The 19,543-nt window shown below is 32.7% G+C and carries 18 protein-coding genes; 17 read left to right on the forward strand and 1 reads right to left on the reverse strand.

All coding sequences use genetic code 11. The annotated features are described in order from the left end of the window. Position 1 precedes the first annotated feature (1 nt). From M9Q43_RS03340 to proC, 11 genes are all read left to right on the forward strand, one after another. Complete coding sequence (locus tag M9Q43_RS03340; protein WP_262317565.1) at positions 2-445, forward strand: hypothetical protein; 444 nt, start codon at positions 2-4, stop codon at positions 443-445. A gap of 75 nt (positions 446-520) precedes the next feature. Beyond that, the gene (locus M9Q43_RS03345) at positions 521-1,699 is read left to right on the forward strand and encodes an AIR synthase related protein (RefSeq protein ID WP_262317566.1); all 1,179 of its coding nucleotides are present in this window, start codon (positions 521-523) and stop codon (positions 1,697-1,699) included. A gap of 97 nt (positions 1,700-1,796) precedes the next feature. After that, positions 1,797-3,329: a glutamine-hydrolyzing GMP synthase gene (guaA, locus tag M9Q43_RS03350; protein ID WP_262317567.1), complete on the forward strand. Its 1,533-nt coding sequence runs from the start codon at positions 1,797-1,799 to the stop codon at positions 3,327-3,329. 99 nt (positions 3,330-3,428) lie between these two features. Beyond that, positions 3,429-5,327, forward strand: coding sequence for a PBP1 and LysM peptidoglycan-binding domain-containing protein (locus M9Q43_RS03355; protein WP_262317568.1), 1,899 nt, complete (start codon positions 3,429-3,431; stop codon positions 5,325-5,327). Further along, positions 5,327-5,731, forward strand: coding sequence for an OsmC family protein (locus M9Q43_RS03360; protein ID WP_262317569.1), 405 nt, complete (start codon positions 5,327-5,329; stop codon positions 5,729-5,731). Before M9Q43_RS03355 ends, M9Q43_RS03360 begins: the two co-directional genes overlap by 1 nt. Before the next feature lie 122 nt (positions 5,732-5,853). Further along, positions 5,854-6,360 carry a hypothetical protein gene (locus M9Q43_RS03365; protein ID WP_262317570.1) on the forward strand — a complete coding sequence of 169 codons (507 nt, stop codon included), beginning with the start codon at positions 5,854-5,856 and terminating at the stop codon, positions 6,358-6,360. Next, positions 6,353-6,736 carry a hypothetical protein gene (locus M9Q43_RS03370; protein ID WP_262317571.1) on the forward strand — a complete coding sequence of 128 codons (384 nt, stop codon included), beginning with the start codon at positions 6,353-6,355 and terminating at the stop codon, positions 6,734-6,736. The genes M9Q43_RS03365 and M9Q43_RS03370 overlap by 8 nt, the downstream gene beginning before the upstream one ends. Before the next feature lie 71 nt (positions 6,737-6,807). Next, positions 6,808-7,035 carry a DUF3820 family protein gene (locus tag M9Q43_RS03375; protein ID WP_262317572.1) on the forward strand — a complete coding sequence of 76 codons (228 nt, stop codon included), beginning with the start codon at positions 6,808-6,810 and terminating at the stop codon, positions 7,033-7,035. A gap of 155 nt (positions 7,036-7,190) precedes the next feature. Then, a complete protein-coding gene (locus tag M9Q43_RS03380; RefSeq protein WP_262317573.1) occupies positions 7,191-8,804 on the forward strand; it encodes a CTP synthase in 1,614 nt (537 codons plus the stop codon). A gap of 40 nt (positions 8,805-8,844) precedes the next feature. Continuing rightward, complete coding sequence (yidC, locus tag M9Q43_RS03385; protein WP_262317574.1) at positions 8,845-10,731, forward strand: membrane protein insertase YidC; 1,887 nt, start codon at positions 8,845-8,847, stop codon at positions 10,729-10,731. A 57-nt stretch (positions 10,732-10,788) separates the two neighbouring features. Then, entirely contained in the window at positions 10,789-11,589 is an 801-nt protein-coding gene (gene proC, locus M9Q43_RS03390; RefSeq protein ID WP_262317575.1) for a pyrroline-5-carboxylate reductase, read from the forward strand. 62 nt (positions 11,590-11,651) lie between these two features. On the opposite strand, the gene M9Q43_RS03395 is transcribed toward proC, so the two are convergent. Further along, a complete protein-coding gene (locus tag M9Q43_RS03395) occupies positions 11,652-12,602 on the reverse strand; it encodes a fasciclin domain-containing protein (protein WP_262317576.1) in 951 nt (316 codons plus the stop codon). A gap of 183 nt (positions 12,603-12,785) precedes the next feature. Here M9Q43_RS03395 and M9Q43_RS03400 point away from each other — a divergent pair, with 183 nt between their 5' ends. The 6 genes from M9Q43_RS03400 to pafA all read left to right on the forward strand — a co-directional run bounded on the left by M9Q43_RS03400 (position 12,786) and on the right by pafA (position 19,499). Then, positions 12,786-13,550 carry a toxin-antitoxin system YwqK family antitoxin gene (locus M9Q43_RS03400; protein WP_262317577.1) on the forward strand — a complete coding sequence of 255 codons (765 nt, stop codon included), beginning with the start codon at positions 12,786-12,788 and terminating at the stop codon, positions 13,548-13,550. Positions 13,551-13,552: 2 nt separating this feature from the next. After that, a complete protein-coding gene (gene mnmA / locus M9Q43_RS03405) occupies positions 13,553-14,740 on the forward strand; it encodes a tRNA 2-thiouridine(34) synthase MnmA (protein ID WP_262317578.1) in 1,188 nt (395 codons plus the stop codon). A gap of 53 nt (positions 14,741-14,793) precedes the next feature. Next, positions 14,794-16,398 carry a S8 family serine peptidase gene (locus M9Q43_RS03410; protein ID WP_262317579.1) on the forward strand — a complete coding sequence of 535 codons (1,605 nt, stop codon included), beginning with the start codon at positions 14,794-14,796 and terminating at the stop codon, positions 16,396-16,398. Next, positions 16,399-17,343: an NAD(P)H-dependent flavin oxidoreductase gene (locus M9Q43_RS03415; RefSeq protein WP_262317580.1), complete on the forward strand. Its 945-nt coding sequence runs from the start codon at positions 16,399-16,401 to the stop codon at positions 17,341-17,343. Positions 17,344-17,355: 12 nt separating this feature from the next. Beyond that, positions 17,356-17,769 carry a hypothetical protein gene (locus M9Q43_RS03420; protein ID WP_262317581.1) on the forward strand — a complete coding sequence of 138 codons (414 nt, stop codon included), beginning with the start codon at positions 17,356-17,358 and terminating at the stop codon, positions 17,767-17,769. Positions 17,770-17,885: 116 nt separating this feature from the next. Continuing rightward, positions 17,886-19,499, forward strand: coding sequence for an alkaline phosphatase PafA (gene pafA / locus M9Q43_RS03425; RefSeq protein WP_262317582.1), 1,614 nt, complete (start codon positions 17,886-17,888; stop codon positions 19,497-19,499). The last annotated feature ends 44 nt before the right edge of the window (positions 19,500-19,543 follow it).

Consider the following 19,543-nt stretch of genomic DNA (forward strand, 5'->3'; position numbering starts at 1 on the left):
AATGAAAAAGTATATTCCGTTTTTACTATTAACAATTACTTTATTAACTTCAAGCTGCGACAAATGTAACGAAGGCGATAAAGCAACTCCAGCATCAATATTTGTTGAGATTATTGATGAGACAACCTTAGAAAATGTTTTTGAAAACGAATCATTTACTGCTGCTCAAATTTCGGTTAAAGATTTAGAAGACGAACTTATTCCGTTTAATTTTATTCCGAATAATAATTTAATTCAGTTGTTTCCAAATACTGAGAATCCAATTGGCAACACATTCATCATTACACTAAATAATGAAACGACTTCAACAATGGAGGAAATTACAATTACACATGATGTTTCGGCTACCAATGAAGAGTGTTACACTACTTACAAAATTGAAAATGTACAAGTGCCAAATAATTCATCAGAATTAGTGAATGGAATTTATGTGATAAAAATGTAACAATTTCTAAATTCATACTTCTAAATTCTAAATTTTAGAACTATCTTTGCGCCACAACAACAACACACTACATACATGAGTTCTGATACGAGCAAACGCTACAATTTAAGAGGAGTTTCGGCTTCTAAAGAAGATGTGCATCAAGCTATCAAAAACATCGACAAAGGCTTATTTCCACAAGCATTTTGTAAAATCATCCCTGATTATTTAACAAACGATGGCCAATATTGCATCATTATGCATGCTGATGGCGCAGGAACAAAATCTTCCTTAGCGTATATGTATTGGAAAGAAACAGGCGATATTTCCGTTTGGAAAGGCATTGCTCAAGATGCTTTAATCATGAATATCGATGATTTATTATGTGTTGGAGCAACAGATAATATTCTACTTTCATCAACTATCGGAAGAAACAAAAATCTAATTCCAGGCGAAGTTATTTCGGCTATCATCAATGGAACAGAAGAATTAATTGCAGATTTAAAAAGTCACGGAGTTACCATACATTCAACTGGTGGAGAAACTGCAGATGTAGGTGATTTAGTTCGTACAATCATAGTAGATTCAACCGTTACGGCTCGTATGAAACGCGCTGATGTAATTGATAACGCAAATATTCAAGCTGGAGATGTTATTGTAGGATTGGCTTCTTTCGGTCAAGCTACTTACGAAAAAGAATACAATGGCGGTATGGGAAGCAATGGCTTAACTTCAGCTCGTCATGATGTTTTTTCAAAATATTTAGCAGAGAAATATCCAGAAAGTTTTGATGCTTCAGTTCCAAATGAACTAGTGTATTCAGGTCAAACCAAATTGACTGATTCAGTTGAAAATAGTCCAATTGATGCTGGAAAATTAGTACTTTCTCCAACGAGAACGTATGCTCCGGTTATCAAAAAGATTTTATCAAAATACAAATCAAATCAAATCCACGGAATGGTTCATTGTTCTGGTGGTGCGCAAACAAAAGTGCTTCACTTCGTAGACAACGTTCACGTGATTAAAGATAATTTATTTCCAGTGCCACCATTGTTCCAATTAATTCAAGAACAATCAAAAACCGATTGGAAAGAAATGTACCAAGTTTTCAACTGTGGTCACCGTATGGAATTATATGTTCCCGCCGAAGTAGCGCAAGACATTATCGAAATTTCAAAATCGTTCAACATCGAAGCACAAATCGTAGGAAGAGTTGAAAAATCAGATAGTAAGAAATTAACAATTACATCAGAATACGGAACATTTGAATATTAAAATATTTGTTTCAAGTTTCAAGTTGTTTTTGTTTCAAGTTGAACAGAAATAACCTGAAACTTGGAACCTGAAACAAAAAACACACAACAACAATAAAATGCAACACAACGTATTAATTTTAGATTTCGGTTCGCAATACACCCAATTAATTGCCCGAAGAGTTAGAGAATTAAACATTTTCTGCGAGATTTTTCCATTCGATAAAATTCCAGCAGATTTATCAACATATAAAGCCGTTATTTTAGGCGGTAGTCCTTGTTCGGTTCGTTCAGAAGAGGCACTTCACCCTGATTTATCTCAAATTAGAGGTAAAATGCCATTGTTAGCAGTTTGTTACGGAGCACAATATTTAGCCCATTTTTCAGGTGGAGAAGTAGCAGCATCGAATACAAGAGAATACGGAAGAGCAAATCTATCATACATCAAAGAAAACGAAGTGTTTTTGGAAGGTGTTTCTGAAAATAGTCAAGTTTGGATGAGTCATTCGGATTCAATCAAACAATTACCAACAAACGGAATTAAGATTGCAAGCACAAAAGACGTAGAAAACGCAGCTTATAAAATTGAAGGTGAAACCACTTATGCGATTCAATTTCACCCAGAAGTATATCATTCAACAGATGGAAAACAAATGTTGGAGAACTTCTTAGTGAAAATTGCTCAAGTACCTCAAAATTTCACGCCAAATGCTTTCGTAGAAGAAGTGGTTGCCGAAATGAAAGCTAAAATCGGAAACGATAAAGTAGTTTTAGGACTTTCTGGAGGTGTAGATTCAACAGTAGCAGCGGTTTTATTGAACAAAGCAATTGGAGAAAATTTATATTGTATTTTCGTAAACAACGGATTATTACGTAAAAATGAATTCCAAAATGTACTAAATCAGTACAAAGGAATGGGCTTAAATGTAAAAGGAGTAGATGCTTCGGCACGCTTTTTGGATGCGTTAGCAGGGTTAGATGATCCAGAAGCAAAACGTAAAGCTATTGGAAAAGCATTTATTGAAGTTTTTGATGATGAAGCGCACCAATTAACCGATGTAAAATGGTTAGGTCAAGGTACAATTTATCCAGATGTTATCGAATCGGTTTCAGCAACGGGCGGACCTTCAGCAACAATTAAATCGCATCATAATGTAGGTGGGTTACCTGATTTTATGAAATTACAAGTGGTAGAACCTTTACGAATGTTATTTAAAGATGAAGTTCGTAGAGTTGGAAGAAGTTTAGGAATCGACGAAGAATTATTAGGACGTCATCCATTTCCAGGACCAGGATTGGCAATTCGTATTTTAGGTGACATTACGCCAGAAAAAGTAGCTATTTTGCAAGAAGTAGATGCAGTTTTCATCAACGGTTTAAAAGAACACGGATTATACGATAAAGTATGGCAAGCAGGAGCAATCTTGTTACCTGTAAATAGCGTAGGAGTAATGGGCGATGAACGTACATACGAAAAAGTAGTTGCGCTTCGTGCAGTAGAATCGACAGACGGAATGACAGCAGATTGGGTACATTTGCCGTATGAGTTTTTAATGAAAATTTCTAACGAAATTATAAACAATGTTAGAGGTGTAAATAGAGTGGTGTATGACATCAGCTCAAAACCACCTGCTACTATTGAGTGGGAATAGTTAAGTTAATAACAATATAATGGCAATTACAAGTTTCAATTTAGATTTTTAGTACATTTGAGTTGAATTTTGAAATTGCCATTTTTTATATTTTATACTATGAAGAACGTATTTTTTATTTATATTTTTTTATTCGCATTTGCTGTACAAGCTCAAATTAAGCACACTGTAGCAAAAGGAGAAACTGTATATCAAATTGCTAAGAAATATCAAGTAACGCCTTTTGATATTTATAGGTTAAATCCGGATGCAAAAAATGGAGTACAAGAAAATACGACTTTATTAATTCCAAAAGCAGGTTCTAATGCATCAGGAATTACCCATAAAGTTGCACCAAAAGAAACGCTTTTTGGGATTGCTAAAAAGTATAATGTTTCTGTTTCTGATATTGAAAAATGGAATAAAGAAGCACTAAAAGAAGGATTAAAAATTGATCAAGAAATTTATGTTTCTAAGCCTTATGCTTCAAGCAAACCCATTATTCAAAAGGAAGTCAAACCCGATGTAAAAGTTCTAGATGTTGTAGAAGAAGAAAAAGTTAAAACTACAATTTCAACTTTTTCGCATACAGTTGTTGCTCAAGAAACCAAATATGGAATTGCTACAAAATATGGACTTTCAGTTGAGGAATTAGAAAAATTAAATCCGCAAATTGCAGAAGGATTAAAAGTAGGCGAAATCTTAAAAATTAAAACTACTCAAGAAAAGAAAGTTTCAGTTGTAGGAAAAGGACAATATGAAGTACAACCTAAAGAAACAATATTTAGTTTGTCTAAAAAGCTAAATGTTTCTCAAGAGGATTTATTGGATTTGAATCCTGAATTGAAAAATGGTTTAAAGGAAGGAATGGTTTTAAATGTGCCATCTCGAAGAATCATAAGAGATACCATTCTTTCTATAAAACCCAAAGTTGATTTGTTAAAAACAGTTGATAAGACAAAGCAAAAAGAGCTGGTCTTATTTCTTCCATTTAATATCAATAAAATAGAAAACGATTCGTTAAAAACAAAAGCAGAACATTTAAAAACCAATAAATTTTTAAACTTAACCTTAGATTTTTATGCAGGAGCTTTAAAGGCAGTTGACTCAGCAAAAGTATTAGGATTACCTGTCAATGTTAAAATTTATGATGTTGAAAGTTCAAAATATTCCTCTAATGTAACTTCTATTATTTCAAAAAATGATTTTTCAAATGTAGATGCTGTTATTGGTCCGTTTCAAAATTCACATGCTGAAAGTGTTGCACAATTGCTTTCAAAATATAATATTCCTGTAATTTCGCCACTTTCGAAAGAAAAAGGTTTGGCTTTGCCTAATTTATATTATGCGATTCCTTCGGAAGAAAAGTTGAAGGCTAATTTGTTTGCTTATTTCAAACAAAAAGAAGGTAATGTAGTGGCAATTATTAGTACCAAAAAGAATGCATCGAGAGATTATTTAAAGGCAAATTATCCAGAAACTAAGCATGCTATTTTTAATGATAAAGGCGCTTTGGATATGGTTTATTTTAAATCACAATTGGTTAAAGGAAAACCAAATTTTGTAATTTTAGAAATAGAAAAGGCAGGAACAATTTTGAGTATTACAAATGCATTAAAGAGTTTGCAAAAAGAATATGACATTCAATTGGTTGTTTTTGAAGTGTATGATGCACTTAATTTTGAAGAAATTCCGATTAAGAATTTAACCGCTTTAAAAATGATGTATCCTTCTGCAAATAAAATTATCGAAACACCTGAAGAGTTTATCTTTGCAAAAGAATTTAAAAAAGACAATAACATTGCGCCAAATGCAGCTGCTGTAAAAGGGTTTGATGTTACTTTTGATACTATTTTGCGCATTTGTCAGGAAGAAGGTTTTGTAGATTCTGTTTCAAAACACAAAACGGAATATGTTGGAAATAGTTTCGATTATTCGAATGAAAATGGCGCAAACAATAATAATGGTTGTTATTTATTATATTACGACAGCGATTTAACGATTAAACAAGCACAATAATGGCAACTTCAAAAGTGACTTACTTAGGTGATTTACGCACCTCTTCGATACATTTACAATCGGGTTCTGAAATTATTTCGGATGCACCACTTGATAACAACGGAAAAGGAGAAGCTTTTTCTCCAACCGACACCGTTGCCAATGGATTAGCCAGTTGCATGTTCACCGTTATGGGAATCAAAGCACGTGATTTAAACATAGATTTTTCAGGTTCTACCGCAGAAGTGACTAAAATCATGGGAACTGAACCAAGAAGAATTACAGAAATTCACGTAACTTTTAATTTCACCATTCATCCCGACGAAAAAACAAAAACCATCTTAGAAAGAACCGCAATGACTTGCCCAGTTTTTTATAGTTTACATCCGGATATTAAAAAAGAAATTGTTTTTAATTGGAAGTAAAAATAAGGGGTTTACAAATGATGAGTTTTGTTTTTTAGTATTGTTTTAACAAATTAATTTGTTTTTTACATATATTTGTATATATATTTGTCAACAATAGAATATTTATATTACTATTAATTATGATGATAAAAAAAGTAGACATTTCTAACGAAGAAAAGAATTGTTCTTTTAAAAATGCTCATATTTTAAATGAATTCGCCAAAGCTCTTCATAAAGTTGGTGATGATATTGAAAATAGTGTGGGAGTTTTTGATGCCATAGGAGAAAAAACAGAAATATTTTCAAAGTTAGAGGAAACAATTCAAAGACCAGCTATTGAGTCACTTATTCATATGCAAGATATTTCTCAAGGGCAAATTTATAACTTCGTTTTTAAAAGTTTTGAGGATACTTTTAAGAAGTATGAATCTAATTTTAATTTTATTCATTTTGCAAATTCTACAGATAAGGATTTAACATTCTTTATATCTGTAAAGGATGAGAAAATTAAAGAGACTTTGGAGAATCTTGAATATGATTATTTCACTAGTGAAATTCATAATTATCTTGATGTCAATTTTTGTTTTTTAGAGTTAGATATGGAAAATAATTTGTCAAACACTGAAAAACTAATTTTAAGTGCCTAAATTATACGAGAATAAAGCAGATCATAATCAAGATTTTTTGGATTGTATTAATAGCGACTATCCTGAAAGTTATTTTGATTGGAAGGTTACAGTTCAGTTTTATGTTGGATTACATAGGTGTTATTGTGTGTTGATTAATAAGGGGTTTTCAGTAACAAGTAGTCATCAAACAAATATTAATAATGTAAAAAGTATTGATGAAGATTTGAGTAGAAAATTATTTTTATTGTATAAAAACTCAAGACAATCAAGGTATGATGGGTTTGTTAATCAAGAAGCAATGGATAGAATAAATAAAATAAATTTTACAGCGGGTGTTTCTAATCTTAAATCAATAGTTAATTTAGTTTCTAATTACTATCCTGTAGCAGTTTAATTTATTTTTCAATATATTTAAAAAAGAATATAGATTTAACATATCTATATTCTTTTTTTTATCTCAAAAAAATGACCAACCAAGAACTTCTCGTAAAACTAGCACACACAAAAATGCCATTTGGTAAATACGAAGGCTATTACTTAATCGACCTTCCGGAGTATTATGTGGTTTGGTATGCTAATAAAGGTTTCCCTAAAGGACAATTAGGCGAACAATTAAAATTGGTCCACGAACTCAAGCTAAACGGCTTAGAAGAACTGGTTCGAAACATCCGCAGAAACTTTCCAAAAAAGTGATTTTTAAAGACATAAATGGGGCTTTATTAACTTTGTGTAAATCGGTATAAAATTTCTAATTTCTAATTTCTGAATTCTAATTTTATAACCTATCTTTGCACGATTTTATTACAGATAAAAGATATTTATCGCAACAACAACACAACAACAACACAATGAACCAAACTAAGTACATTTTTGTTACCGGAGGTGTGACTTCTTCTTTAGGAAAAGGGATTATCGCAGCTTCGTTAGCCAAATTATTGCAAGCCAGAGGATACCGAACGACCATTCAAAAGTTCGATCCATACATCAACGTGGATCCAGGAACATTAAATCCTTACGAACACGGAGAATGTTATGTAACAGACGATGGAGCAGAAACGGATTTGGATTTAGGTCACTACGAGCGTTTTTTAAACGTTCCTACTTCGCAAGCGAATAATGTAACTACAGGAAGAGTCTACCTTTCGGTTATTGAAAAAGAGCGTAGAGGAGAATTTTTAGGAAAAACGGTTCAAGTGGTGCCTCATATCACAAACGAAATCAAGGAACGCATGCAGTTGCTTGGAAAATCGGGTGATTTTGATATTGTAATTACTGAGATTGGTGGAACTGTTGGAGATATTGAATCATTACCTTATATAGAGTCAGTACGTCAATTGATTTGGGAATTAGGAGAAAATAACGGAATCGTAATTCATTTAACGTTGGTGCCATATTTGGCTGCTGCCGGAGAATTAAAAACGAAACCAACACAACATTCGGTGAAAACTTTAATGGAAAGCGGAATCAAAGCTGATATTTTAGTTTGTAGAACTGAACATGAAATTTCGCAAGATTTACGTCAAAAATTAGCGTTGTTTTGTAATGTAAAAAAAGAAGCGGTAATTCAATCGATTGATGCATCCACTATTTATGAAGTTCCAAATTTAATGTTGGAAGAAGGATTGGATAGAGTAGCGTTGAAAAAATTAGATTTACCAGAAAAAAACACACCAGATTTAAACAACTGGAACGAGTTCTTATTTAGATTGAAAAATCCTAAGTACGAAGTAAACATTGGTTTGGTTGGAAAATATGTGGAATTGCAAGATTCTTACAAATCGATTTTAGAAGCGTTTATTCATGCTGGAGCGGCAAATGAGACAAAAGTAAATGTTATTTCTATTCATTCTGAGTATTTAGATGCCAATTCGGCAGAAAGTCAGTTGAAAGATTTGGATGGTATACTTGTTGCACCAGGTTTTGGCGGTCGTGGAATTGAAGGTAAAATCGATACGGTTCGTTATGCAAGAGAAAATAATATTCCGTTTTTCGGAATTTGTTTGGGAATGCAAATGGCTGTAATTGAATATTCTCGTAACGTTTTAGGTTATGCCGATGCCAATTCAACCGAAATGAATGAAAATACAACTCATCCAGTTATTAACTTAATGGAAGAGCAAAAAAATATTGAAAACAAAGGAGGAACTATGCGTTTAGGCGCATGGAAATGTAGTATTAAAGAAAATACGTTAGCACAAAAAATCTATGGTAAAACTGAGATTATGGAGCGTCACCGTCACCGTTACGAATTCAATGGTGCGTATTTAAACGAATTAGAAAAAGCAGGATTAGTAGCTTCGGGAGTAAATCCAGATACGAAGTTGGTAGAAATTGTTGAAATTCCTACACATCCTTTCTTTATCGGCGTTCAATACCATCCTGAATATAAAAGTACTGTCGCTAATCCGCACCCACTTTTTGTGAGTTTTGTAGCTGCAGCGGTACAACATAAAACTAAATAAACTGTTCATTTAAAACGGAACACTGAACACTAATAAGTAGATGGAAGAAAAAAAATTAGACCTTAATTCGATTATCGGATTTGTATTGATTTCTGGAATTTTGATTTGGATGTTATATTCAAATGCTCCAACACCAGAAGAACAAAAGGAAAAAGAGAAAAAAGAGCAATTAGATAAACAAGCTAAAGAAGTTAAAACGGTAACTTCATCGGTTGCAGCAACGCCAGTAGCAGATTCTACTAAAAATGCAGCAGCACAAGCACAATTAGGTACGTTTGGATATTCTGCAACACTTCCATCGGCTACAGATGCTGTCACCGAAATCAAGAATGAAGTTTTATCGCTTAAAATTTCTAATAAAGGTGGATATATCGTTGATGCAACTGTTTTAGGATTTGATCAATTTGAGAAAAATTCTAAAAAAGCGGTTCAAATCATCAAAGATAAAAACGCTTCTTTAGACATCGCATTAAATACAACAGATAACAGAACGTTGCATACAAAAGACATGTATTTTGAACCTAAGTTAACTACTGAAGGTAAAAATCAAGTTTTAACGTTGCAATTAAAAGCGGGTCCAGATCAGTTTTTAGAATACCGTTATGTGTTGAAACCTAACGAATATATGTTAGATTTTGCTATCCGTTCTCAAGGTTTGGAAAAAGTAGTAAATACTTTAAAACCATTAGATTTAGAATGGCAATTAAAATCATACAGAAACGAGAAAAGTGTTTCGTATGAAAATCGTTATACTGAATTAGTGTTCGAATATGAAGATGGAAAAGACGATTATTTAAACGCTGCCAAAGATTCAGAAGATGAAGCAAATGATGTTTCTTACATCGCTTTTAAACAGCATTTATTTACTTCTATTTTATTGACGGATACGAAATTCAAAACAGCGAAATTTAAGTCAGATAATTTAGTTGATGATGAAAAAGTAGATACAGTTTTTACTAAAAACTTCACAGCTCAAGTTCCTTTAGAATTTAAAAATGGCGCTTTAAACTATAATATGAATTGGTATTATGGTCCAGCAAAATATGAAATTTTGAATGGTTATGAAAGAAATTTAGACGAAATCATGCCATTAGGTTGGGGAATTTTCGGATGGATTAATCGTTATATTTTTATTCCAGTTTTCGGATTTATTTCAGCATTAGGAATTGGTTACGGAATTGCGATTGTTTTATTCACGATTTTAGTTCGTATTGTAATGTCGCCAGTAACATACAAGTCTTATTTGTCACAAGCAAAAATGAAGGTTTTACGTCCTGAAATTACAGAATTGAATGAAAAATTCAAGGACAATCCGATGAAAAAGCAACAAGAAACAATGAAATTGTATTCTAAAGCAGGTGTAAATCCTATGGCAGGATGTTTACCAGCCTTGATGCAAATGCCAATTTTCTATGCGTTGTTTCAGTTCTTCCCATCGATGTTCGATTTAAGACAAAAATCTTTCCTTTGGGCAGACGATTTATCTTCATACGATAGCATTTATCAATTACCTTTCCATATTCCATTTTATGGAAGTCACGTGAGTTTATTCCCAATTTTGGCGTCTATTGCTATTTTCTTCTATATGAAAATGACAACTGGAGACCAAGCGATGAGTACACCACCACAAGAGGGTATGCCAGATATGGGTAAAATCATGAAAATCATGATTTACATTTCGCCTGTTATGATGTTGTTCTTCTTTAATAATTATGCATCTGGATTGAGTTTGTATTACTTCATCTCTAACTTAATTACTATTGGAATTATGTTAGTAATCAAAAATTATATTGTTGATGAAGCTAAAATTCATGCTAAAATTCAAGATAATAAGACCAAAGAGAAAAAGGAAAGTAAATTCCAGAGAAAAATGCGCGAAATGATGGAGCAAGCAGAAGCCCAAAAAGCCGCACAAAAGAAAAAATAATTTTATCTTAATACAAACCCTGTCTGCAAACGACAGGGTTTCTTTTTTATACTAGTAATGAAAATAGCGATTATCGGATTTGGTAATATGGGGCAAACCTATGCCAACAGTTTTATGAGCTCTGGATTTGTAGGAGCTTCAGATATTTTAATTTTAAATAAGACAAAAATTGAAGAAAAGAATAGTTTCGGAATTGATGTAATAAATTTTTATACAGAACCCAATTCCCAAATCTTCGAATCGGATATTTTGATTTTGGCAGTAAAACCTCAAGATTTTAAACAATTAGCTTCTGAAATAAAAACTTTCTTAAATCCAGAACATGTTATTTTATCGGTAATGGCTGGGATTTCAATTGAAGCTATGCAAAAGGAATTGGGTGTTTCTAAAATTGTACGATCAATGCCAAACATACCAACACAAATAGGCGAGGGAATGACGGTTTTTTGCGCTTCAAATGCTGTGGATAGAAAAGAGCTTTTTATTGTTCAGAATTTAATCAATACAACTGGAAAATCGATTTATATCGAAAAAGAAGAAATGCTTAATGCTGCAACAGCGGTTTCAGGAAGTGGACCAGCTTATGTGTTTTATTTTATGCAAGCTATGATTGAATCGGCTGTAAAATTAGGTTTTTCACCTTCTGAAGCAGAGTTTTTGGTAAGTCAAACTTTCTCTGGTTCGGTACATTTGCAAAACAGAAGTAAATTGTCAAATGAAGCTTGGATTCAACGCGTGGCTTCAAAAGGCGGAACTACAGAGGCTGCCTTGTCTGTTTTTAATTTTTTAGGAATGTCAGACATTGTTATTAAAGCTATCGATTCAGCAAATTTAAGAGCTGTTGAACTCGGAAAATAAAAAAAACGTCCACTTTTACAGCAGACGTTTTTAACCAAAAACAATATTAATAGAAACTATTATTAATCTAAATCTGGTAAAATTATATTATCTAAAACATGAATAACACCGTTTGATGCTTGTACATCAACGGCAACAATATTAGTTTGTCTTGCCGCTTCATCTGTAATCACAGTTCCAGAAACTGTAAAAGTTCCCGTTTCATAAGTTGTTATTGGTCCTAACGGAATGGCATTTGATAAAACATTTGCTCCAGCTACAACATGATAACTTAAAACTGATGTCAACTGTGCCGGTGTTAAACTTGCTAAAGTTCCTGGGTTTTCAGTTTCAAATGCTGTAAAAGCGGCATTAGATGGGGCAAAAACGGTAAAAGGAGAACTTGCAGTCCCAGATAAAATCCCAACAAAATCAGGTTGTCCTTCACTTGTCAAAGCATCAACTAAATTTGTGAAGTTTGGATTTGCTAGAGCGTGAGTAACAACTGTTGGTAATCCTATCACTGCATCAACAATGTGTACCACACCATTTGAAGCAACTACATCAGCTGAAGTGACACTAGAAACACCATTTAAACGTACACCTGATGATGTATTAACAAACATACTTAATGTATTTGTTGATGATGCACTTCCTTTGGCAAGCGTTTTGATGTAACCAGTTGATAGGCTGGTAGATAAATTAGTTCCGCTTACAACGTGATTAAGTAATATTTCTTTTAATGCAGCAGTAGGAACTGCATCAAGATTAGCATAACCATTAGCAGATAGAAAAGTTGTAAAAGCTGCATTTGTTGGTGCAAAAACAGTGTAAGGTCCTGTTTGGTCTAATGTTTCTACTAAGTCTGTTCTTTCAAGTGCATCAACAAGAATAGACAAGTTTGAAGTTTCTGAAGCAATTGCTACAATTGAATTGTTGTTGTAAGTTGTTCCATCATCATCAGAACATGAAAACATAATAGCAGTTGTAACCACTATTAAAGTTAATTTGATTAATTTTGCGTAGTTTTTCATAGTAAATAAATTTTTTGTTTAAGCAAATTTAAAAAAAATTAAACAAATAAAAAACTATTGTTGAGCGTTTTAAAGTACATTTAACGCATATTTATTTTTTGTTTAAGATGAAAAATAAATAATGTATTGATTTTGTTAAGTGTCTGGTAATTAAGTGATAATAAAAATTAAACAATATATAAAATGAAACAAGTTGTTGTCCTTTTTTTAATTTTGAGTTCTTTTTCTGGTTTTTGTCAAGACAAAATAAATCAGTTAGATGAACAAGGAAATCGTCATGGTTTATGGAAGGGTTTACATAAAGATACCAATCGTCCAAGATATGAAGGCACTTTTGATCACGGAAAAGAAACTGGTGTTTTTAAATATTTTGACGATACCAAAGCAGGAACTGTAATTGCTACTCGAGATTTTTCCAAAGGAGATGGTTCTTGCTATGCAATTTTTTATGATCAAAAAGGAAATAAAGTAAGTGAAGGAAAATTAGTCAATAAAATTACTGATGGAACTTGGAAATATTATCATTTTCAATCTTCGCAATTAATGACGATTGAAAATTATAAAGAAGGTAAACTTGACGGAAATCGAAAAGTGTATTACAAAGATGGTACTATTGCTGAAGATACTAATTACAAGGCAGGTATTAAAGATGGAATCGCTAAAACTTATTCTGAAAAAGGAAAATTAATTGATGAACACATATATAAAAATGGACAATTTGAAGGCTTAGCCTCTTATTATGATGGCAATGGTAATAAAATGTATGAAGGAAAATATGTGAATGGTAAACGAGTTGGAAATTGGAAATTTTTTGAAGATAACAAAGTTATTAAAGAAGTGAAAGCTATTAAATTCAGTAAAGAATTAATCAAATACGAACAACGCTACACTGAAAAAGTCTCAAAAACATTTGAGCAAGTAAAAAAAGAACAAGAGAAAGGAAAATAATTATGAAGAGAGTTGTTGTTGGGCTTTCAGGAGGAGTTGACTCTAGTGTAGCAGCTTATTTATTAAAAGAACAGGGTTATGAAGTTATTGGTCTTTTTATGAAAAATTGGCACGATGATTCAGTTACCATTTCAAACGAATGTCCATGGTTAGAAGATAGTAATGATGCACTTTTAGTTGCCGAAAAATTAGGGATTCCTTTTCAAACAGTTGATTTATCAGAGCAATACAAAGAAAAAATTGTCGATTATATGTTCAATGAATACGAAAAGGGAAGAACACCAAATCCAGACGTATTGTGCAACCGTGAAATCAAGTTTGATGTTTTCATGAAAATTGCGCTTTCGCTTGGTGCTGATTATGTAGCAACTGGACACTATTGTCGTAAAGGAATCATCGAAAAAGACGGAAAAGAAATTTTCCAATTATTAGCAGGAAAAGACGATAACAAAGATCAATCGTATTTTTTATGTCAATTATCACAAGAACAATTGGCAAAAGCTTTATTTCCAATTGGCGAATTAACAAAACCCGAAGTTCGTGAAATTGCTACAAAATTAGATTTAATCACAGCCGAAAAAAAAGATTCTCAAGGACTTTGTTTCATCGGAAAAGTGCGTTTACCTGAATTCTTACAACAAAAATTACAACCAAAAGAAGGAATTATTATTGAAATTCCTTCAGAGGCAACAATATTTACACAAGAAAAACCGCAATTTGATTCAGAAGAAGATACTTTTGCTTTTGAATCCAAACGAATTGATTATTTGAAAGTACCAGGTAAAGTGGTTGGAAAGCACCAAGGAGCTCACTATTTTACAAAAGGACAACGAAAAGGATTAAACGTTGGCGGTACAAAAGAGCCATTATTCATTATTGAAACCGATGTAGATAAAAATATTATTTACACCGGTCAAGGTAAAAATCATCCTGGATTATTTAAAAAAGCATTGTTCATTGCAAACGAAGAAATTCACTGGATTCGAAAAGATTTAGCTTTAAAAATGGGTGAAAAAATGGATGTTATGGCTAGAATTCGTTATCGTCAACCCTTACAAAAAGCAACTTTACACCAATTTGAAGACGGAATGTATGTTGTGTTTGAAAAACCGCAATCTGCAATTACCGAAGGACAATTTGTTGCATGGCATCATAACGATGAAATTTTAGGAAGTGGAGTAATTGCTTAAAAAGTTGTAATTTCTTCATTAAAAATGATTATTTTTGATAAAATTCTTAAGCTATGAAGAAAACGTTACTTTTATTATTGCTTACTTTTAATCTTGGCTTTTCGCAAGAAGATGCTTGGGTTTATTTTACCGACAAACCTGATGCAGAGACTTATTTAGCAAATCCACTATCAATGCTTACACAACGGTCTTTAGATAGAAGAACTGCTCAAGGAATAACATTAAGCACTACCGATGTGCCTATTGCACAAACCTATATTGATCAAGTAACTGCTTCAACAGGAATTACAGTAATGGCAAAATCTAAATGGCTAAATGCGCTTCACGTTAGAGGTTCACAAACCAGTATTCAGGCTTTAGCAAGTTTGTCTTTTGTGAGTTCGATTGAATTTGCAAATCAGACATTAAATGATAGATTTAGCTCAACCTCAGTGAGTAATCCTATCAATAAAAATATGAATGTAGAAGTTACATTTAATTACGGAACTTCGGCAAATCAAATTCAAATGTTAAATGGACATTTGTTGCACCAACAAGATTTTACAGGAGATGGGAAAATTATCGCCGTTTTAGATTCAGGTTTTTTAAATGTCAATACAGCAACTCCTTTTCAACGATTATTTACAAACAATTTAATTTTAGGCGGATACAACTACGTAAATCAAAGCACAAATGTTTACGCTCTTCATGATCACGGAACCATGGTACTTTCTTGCATGGGAGGTTATGTCGATGGACAATTAGTAGGAACTGCTCCTGATGCTCAATATTATTTATTTGTTACCGAAGATGTTGCTTCTGAAAATCCAGTTGAAGAAAGCTATTGGGTAGAAGCAGCAGAAGAAGCAGATAGGTTAGGAGTAGATGTAATTACTTCATCTTTAGGTTATTTTGGTTACGATAATCCAAATTATAGTCACACTTATAGTCAAATGACTGGAAATCAATCTTTTGCTTCAAGGGGTGCAAATATTGCATTTTCTAAAGGAATTATTGTAATTGCAAGCGCTGGAAATTCTGGATCAACAGCAAATCCATATGTTGGAGTTCCAGCAGAAGCTACAAATGTTTTGGCAGTTGGAGCAGTTAGAAGCGACGAAGTTTACGCAACATTTAGTTCTATCGGACCTTCTTTTGATGGACGTGTAAAACCAGATGTTATGGCTCAAGGGCAAGCTTCAGTTGTATCAAACACAAGCGGAAATATCGTAACTGCAAACGGAACTTCATTTTCTGGTCCAATTATGGCGGGAATGGTTACAAGTTTTTGGTCGGCAGTTCCTAATTTAACAGCTGTTGATGTTGTGCAGTTTGTAAAAGAATCTTCCGATAGATTTACATTGCCTACAAATCAATATGGTTATGGAATTCCAGATTTTCAATTGGCTTTAACAAATGCATTAAATTCAGAATCATTTGAAAACGAAGTGTTTTTAATTTATCCAAATCCAGTTAACAGTACAATTTTTGTAAAAGTGCCAGATGAATCTGTAAATTCAGTTTTTTATTTATATAATAATTTGGGTCAAAAAGTGCAAGAATCTACAATTATCAATACAAATCAAACTATCAATGTTGAAAATTTAGCTTCTGGAATGTATTTCTATGAACTTTCAACTCAAAATAAAACACTTCAAGGAAAATTATTGAAATTATAAATGAATAAAATCACGCAACTTTTCAACATAAAATATCCAATTATTCAAGGTGGAATGATATGGAATAGTGGTTACAAATTAGCAAGTGCAGTTAGTAATGCAGGAGGTTTAGGATTAATTGGTGCAGGATCAATGTATCCTGAAGTTTTAAGAGAACACATTCAAAAATGTAAAAGAGCTACCGACAAACCTTTTGGAGTAAATGTACCAATGTTGTATCCAAACATTGAAGAAATCATGCAAATTCTGAAAGAAGAAGGCGTAAAAATTGTTTTTACTTCGGCAGGAAATCCAAAAACTTGGACACCTTTTTTAAAAGAAAATGGCATAACTGTTGTACATGTAGTAAGTAGCTCAAAATTTGCCTTAAAAGCACAAGAAGCGGGTGTTGATGCTGTTGTTGCTGAAGGTTTTGAAGCGGGTGGGCACAATGGAAGAGAAGAAACCACTACATTGACATTAATTCCAATGGTGCGCGAGCAAATTTCAATTCCATTAATAGCTGCAGGTGGAATTGCAACGGGTAGAGGAATGCTTGCAGCCATGACTTTAGGTGCTGATGGCGTTCAGATGGGAAGTCGTTTTGCCGCTTCAACCGAAAGTTCTGCACATGATGAGTTTAAAAGAACAATCGTTGAAACGGGTGAAGGCGATACACAATTGACTTTGAAAGAATTAGCTCCTGTTCGATTAATCAAAAATAAATTTTACAACGATGTTCAGGAACTTTATGCAAAATGCCCATCAAAAGAAGATTTAGTTGAATTATTAGGTAAACGAAGAGCAAAACGTGGTATGTTTGAAGGGGATTTAATCGAAGGCGAATTAGAAATTGGTCAAATTGCAGGTTTAATTCACGATATTTTGCCTGTTGAAACTATTGTTGATAATATAATAACCGAATTTAATTTTGCTAAAAAAGAGGTTGCTACCTTTGAATTTTAAAATATAAATCAAATGAAATTTTTTAAATACTTATTATTTTTTCTTTTTATAACTTCGTTTTCGAGTTTTGCACAGCAATTTCGTTTTAAAACTACTCAAATGACGGTTTTAGAAAAAGACAACAAAAACAATTGGGGAAAATGGTCAACTCCTGAGAAAACAGAAATGTATGTTACTTTAGACTATGATAAAGATAAAATTGTAATTTATTCAAGAGAAATTCAGCACTATACAATTGTTGAATATTTGGATAAAGAAGTTACAAAAACAGATGAAATCAATTCGTATTTATGTAAAAATCAATTGGGAACACCTGTGAAAATTTCGTTTATGACAAGAATCGATCAAGGAAATAAACCACAATTGTATGTGTATTTTAAAGATTTTGTGTTTTGTTATGATATTGTAGAAGAAGTAACAAAATAAAAATTCAGCTATACTATAAAAAAGACTCTCAGTTGTATTCGCAATTTAGAGTCTTTTTATTTTCTTAACATAGTTATTCTATCAAAAATGTACTTTTGTATAAATTTATTCTAAAAATGAAAAAAGTCTTATTAATAATAGTATCGTTAATTGCAACAGCAAACTTTGCACAAGACAAACCAAAATTAGTTGTTGGAATCGTGGTTGACCAAATGAAAATGGAATACTTATACCGTTTTTCAAACGACTTTTCAGAAAATGGTTTTAAGCGATTAATGAATCAAGGCTACACGTTTCATAATACGCATTACAATTACATGCCAACATACACGGCGCCCGGACACGCTTCAGTTTACACCGGAACTACGCCAGCGGTTCATGGAATTGTAGGTAACGAATGGTTCAATAAAGCTACTGGAAAAGAAATGTATTGTACCGATGACGAAACGGTTTCAACAATTGGAGACGATTCAGATAAAGAAGGAAAAATGTCACCAAGAAACTTGCAAAGTTCTACTATTACTGACGAATTGAAGCTTTCAACCAATTTCAAAGGAAAAGTGATTGGAATGAGTATTAAAGATAGAGGTGCAATTCTTCCTGCTGGACATTTTGCCGATTGGGCATTTTGGTACAGTAAAACTGGAGCGTTTATATCAAGTACATACTACGGAGAAAAACTTCCAGATTGGGCAACGCAATTCAATGCTGAGAAAAATTATTTGAAATACGTAACCAAAGGTTGGGATTTATTAAAACCAAAAGAAACGTACAACGAAAGCTTAACCGATAACAATCCATACGAAGGAAAATTGTATAAAAAAGCGCCGTTTATGCCATACAATTTACAAGATATGTATGATGCAAACGATGCTGGAATCCTTCGTTCAACGCCATATGGGAATAATTTATTAGCCGATTTTGCTAAAAAAGCCATCGAAAGCGAAAATTTAGGAAAAGACAACATTACCGATTTTCTAGCAGTAAGTTTCTCTTCAACAGATTATATTGGACACGTTTTAGGTCCACGTTCGATTGAATTGCAAGACACATATTTACGTTTAGACGAAACTATTGCTGATTTCTTAGCTTACTTAGACAAAACGGTTGGAAAGGGAAATTACCTAGTTTTCTTAACGGCAGATCACGCTGGAGCGGAAAATGTGACGTATTTGAAAGACAACAAGTACAAAGTAGATAACATCAATTACAAAAACATTCAAAAAGAGTTGAAAGAATTTTCAGAAACTACTTTTGGAGATAATTTAGTGTTAGATTATTCGAATTATAACGTGTTTTTCGATAAAGCAAAAGTAAAATCAAAAGGCTTGAATTTACAAGAAGTAAAACAAACCTTCAAAGATTATTTACACAAACAAGACTACATCAAACGTGTTTACCTTGAAGAAGAAATCACCAACGGAAATCCTAGTGATTACTATTTAGACTTCATCACAAAAGGATATGACCCAACACAAAATGGTGAACTCATCATGATTTTTAAACCAGGTTATGTAGAATATTCTTCAACAGGAACAACGCATGGTTCGCCTTATTCTTATGACACACACGTTCCGTTAATTTTCTTTGGTTGGAAGATCCAAAAAGGAACAACCCACGATAGAAAAGAAATCACACAAATAGCACCAACAATCACACAAATGCTAAAAATCACTATGCCAAATAGTTCAGATGGTAAGGTTTTGTTGGAGGTTTTAAACACGAAATAAATCAAAAATCCCGAATTAAAACTAATTCGGGATTTTCTTTTAAC

This window comes from Flavobacterium odoriferum, assembly GCF_025499515.1.
In the GTDB taxonomy this organism is placed as follows: domain Bacteria; phylum Bacteroidota; class Bacteroidia; order Flavobacteriales; family Flavobacteriaceae; genus Flavobacterium; species Flavobacterium odoriferum.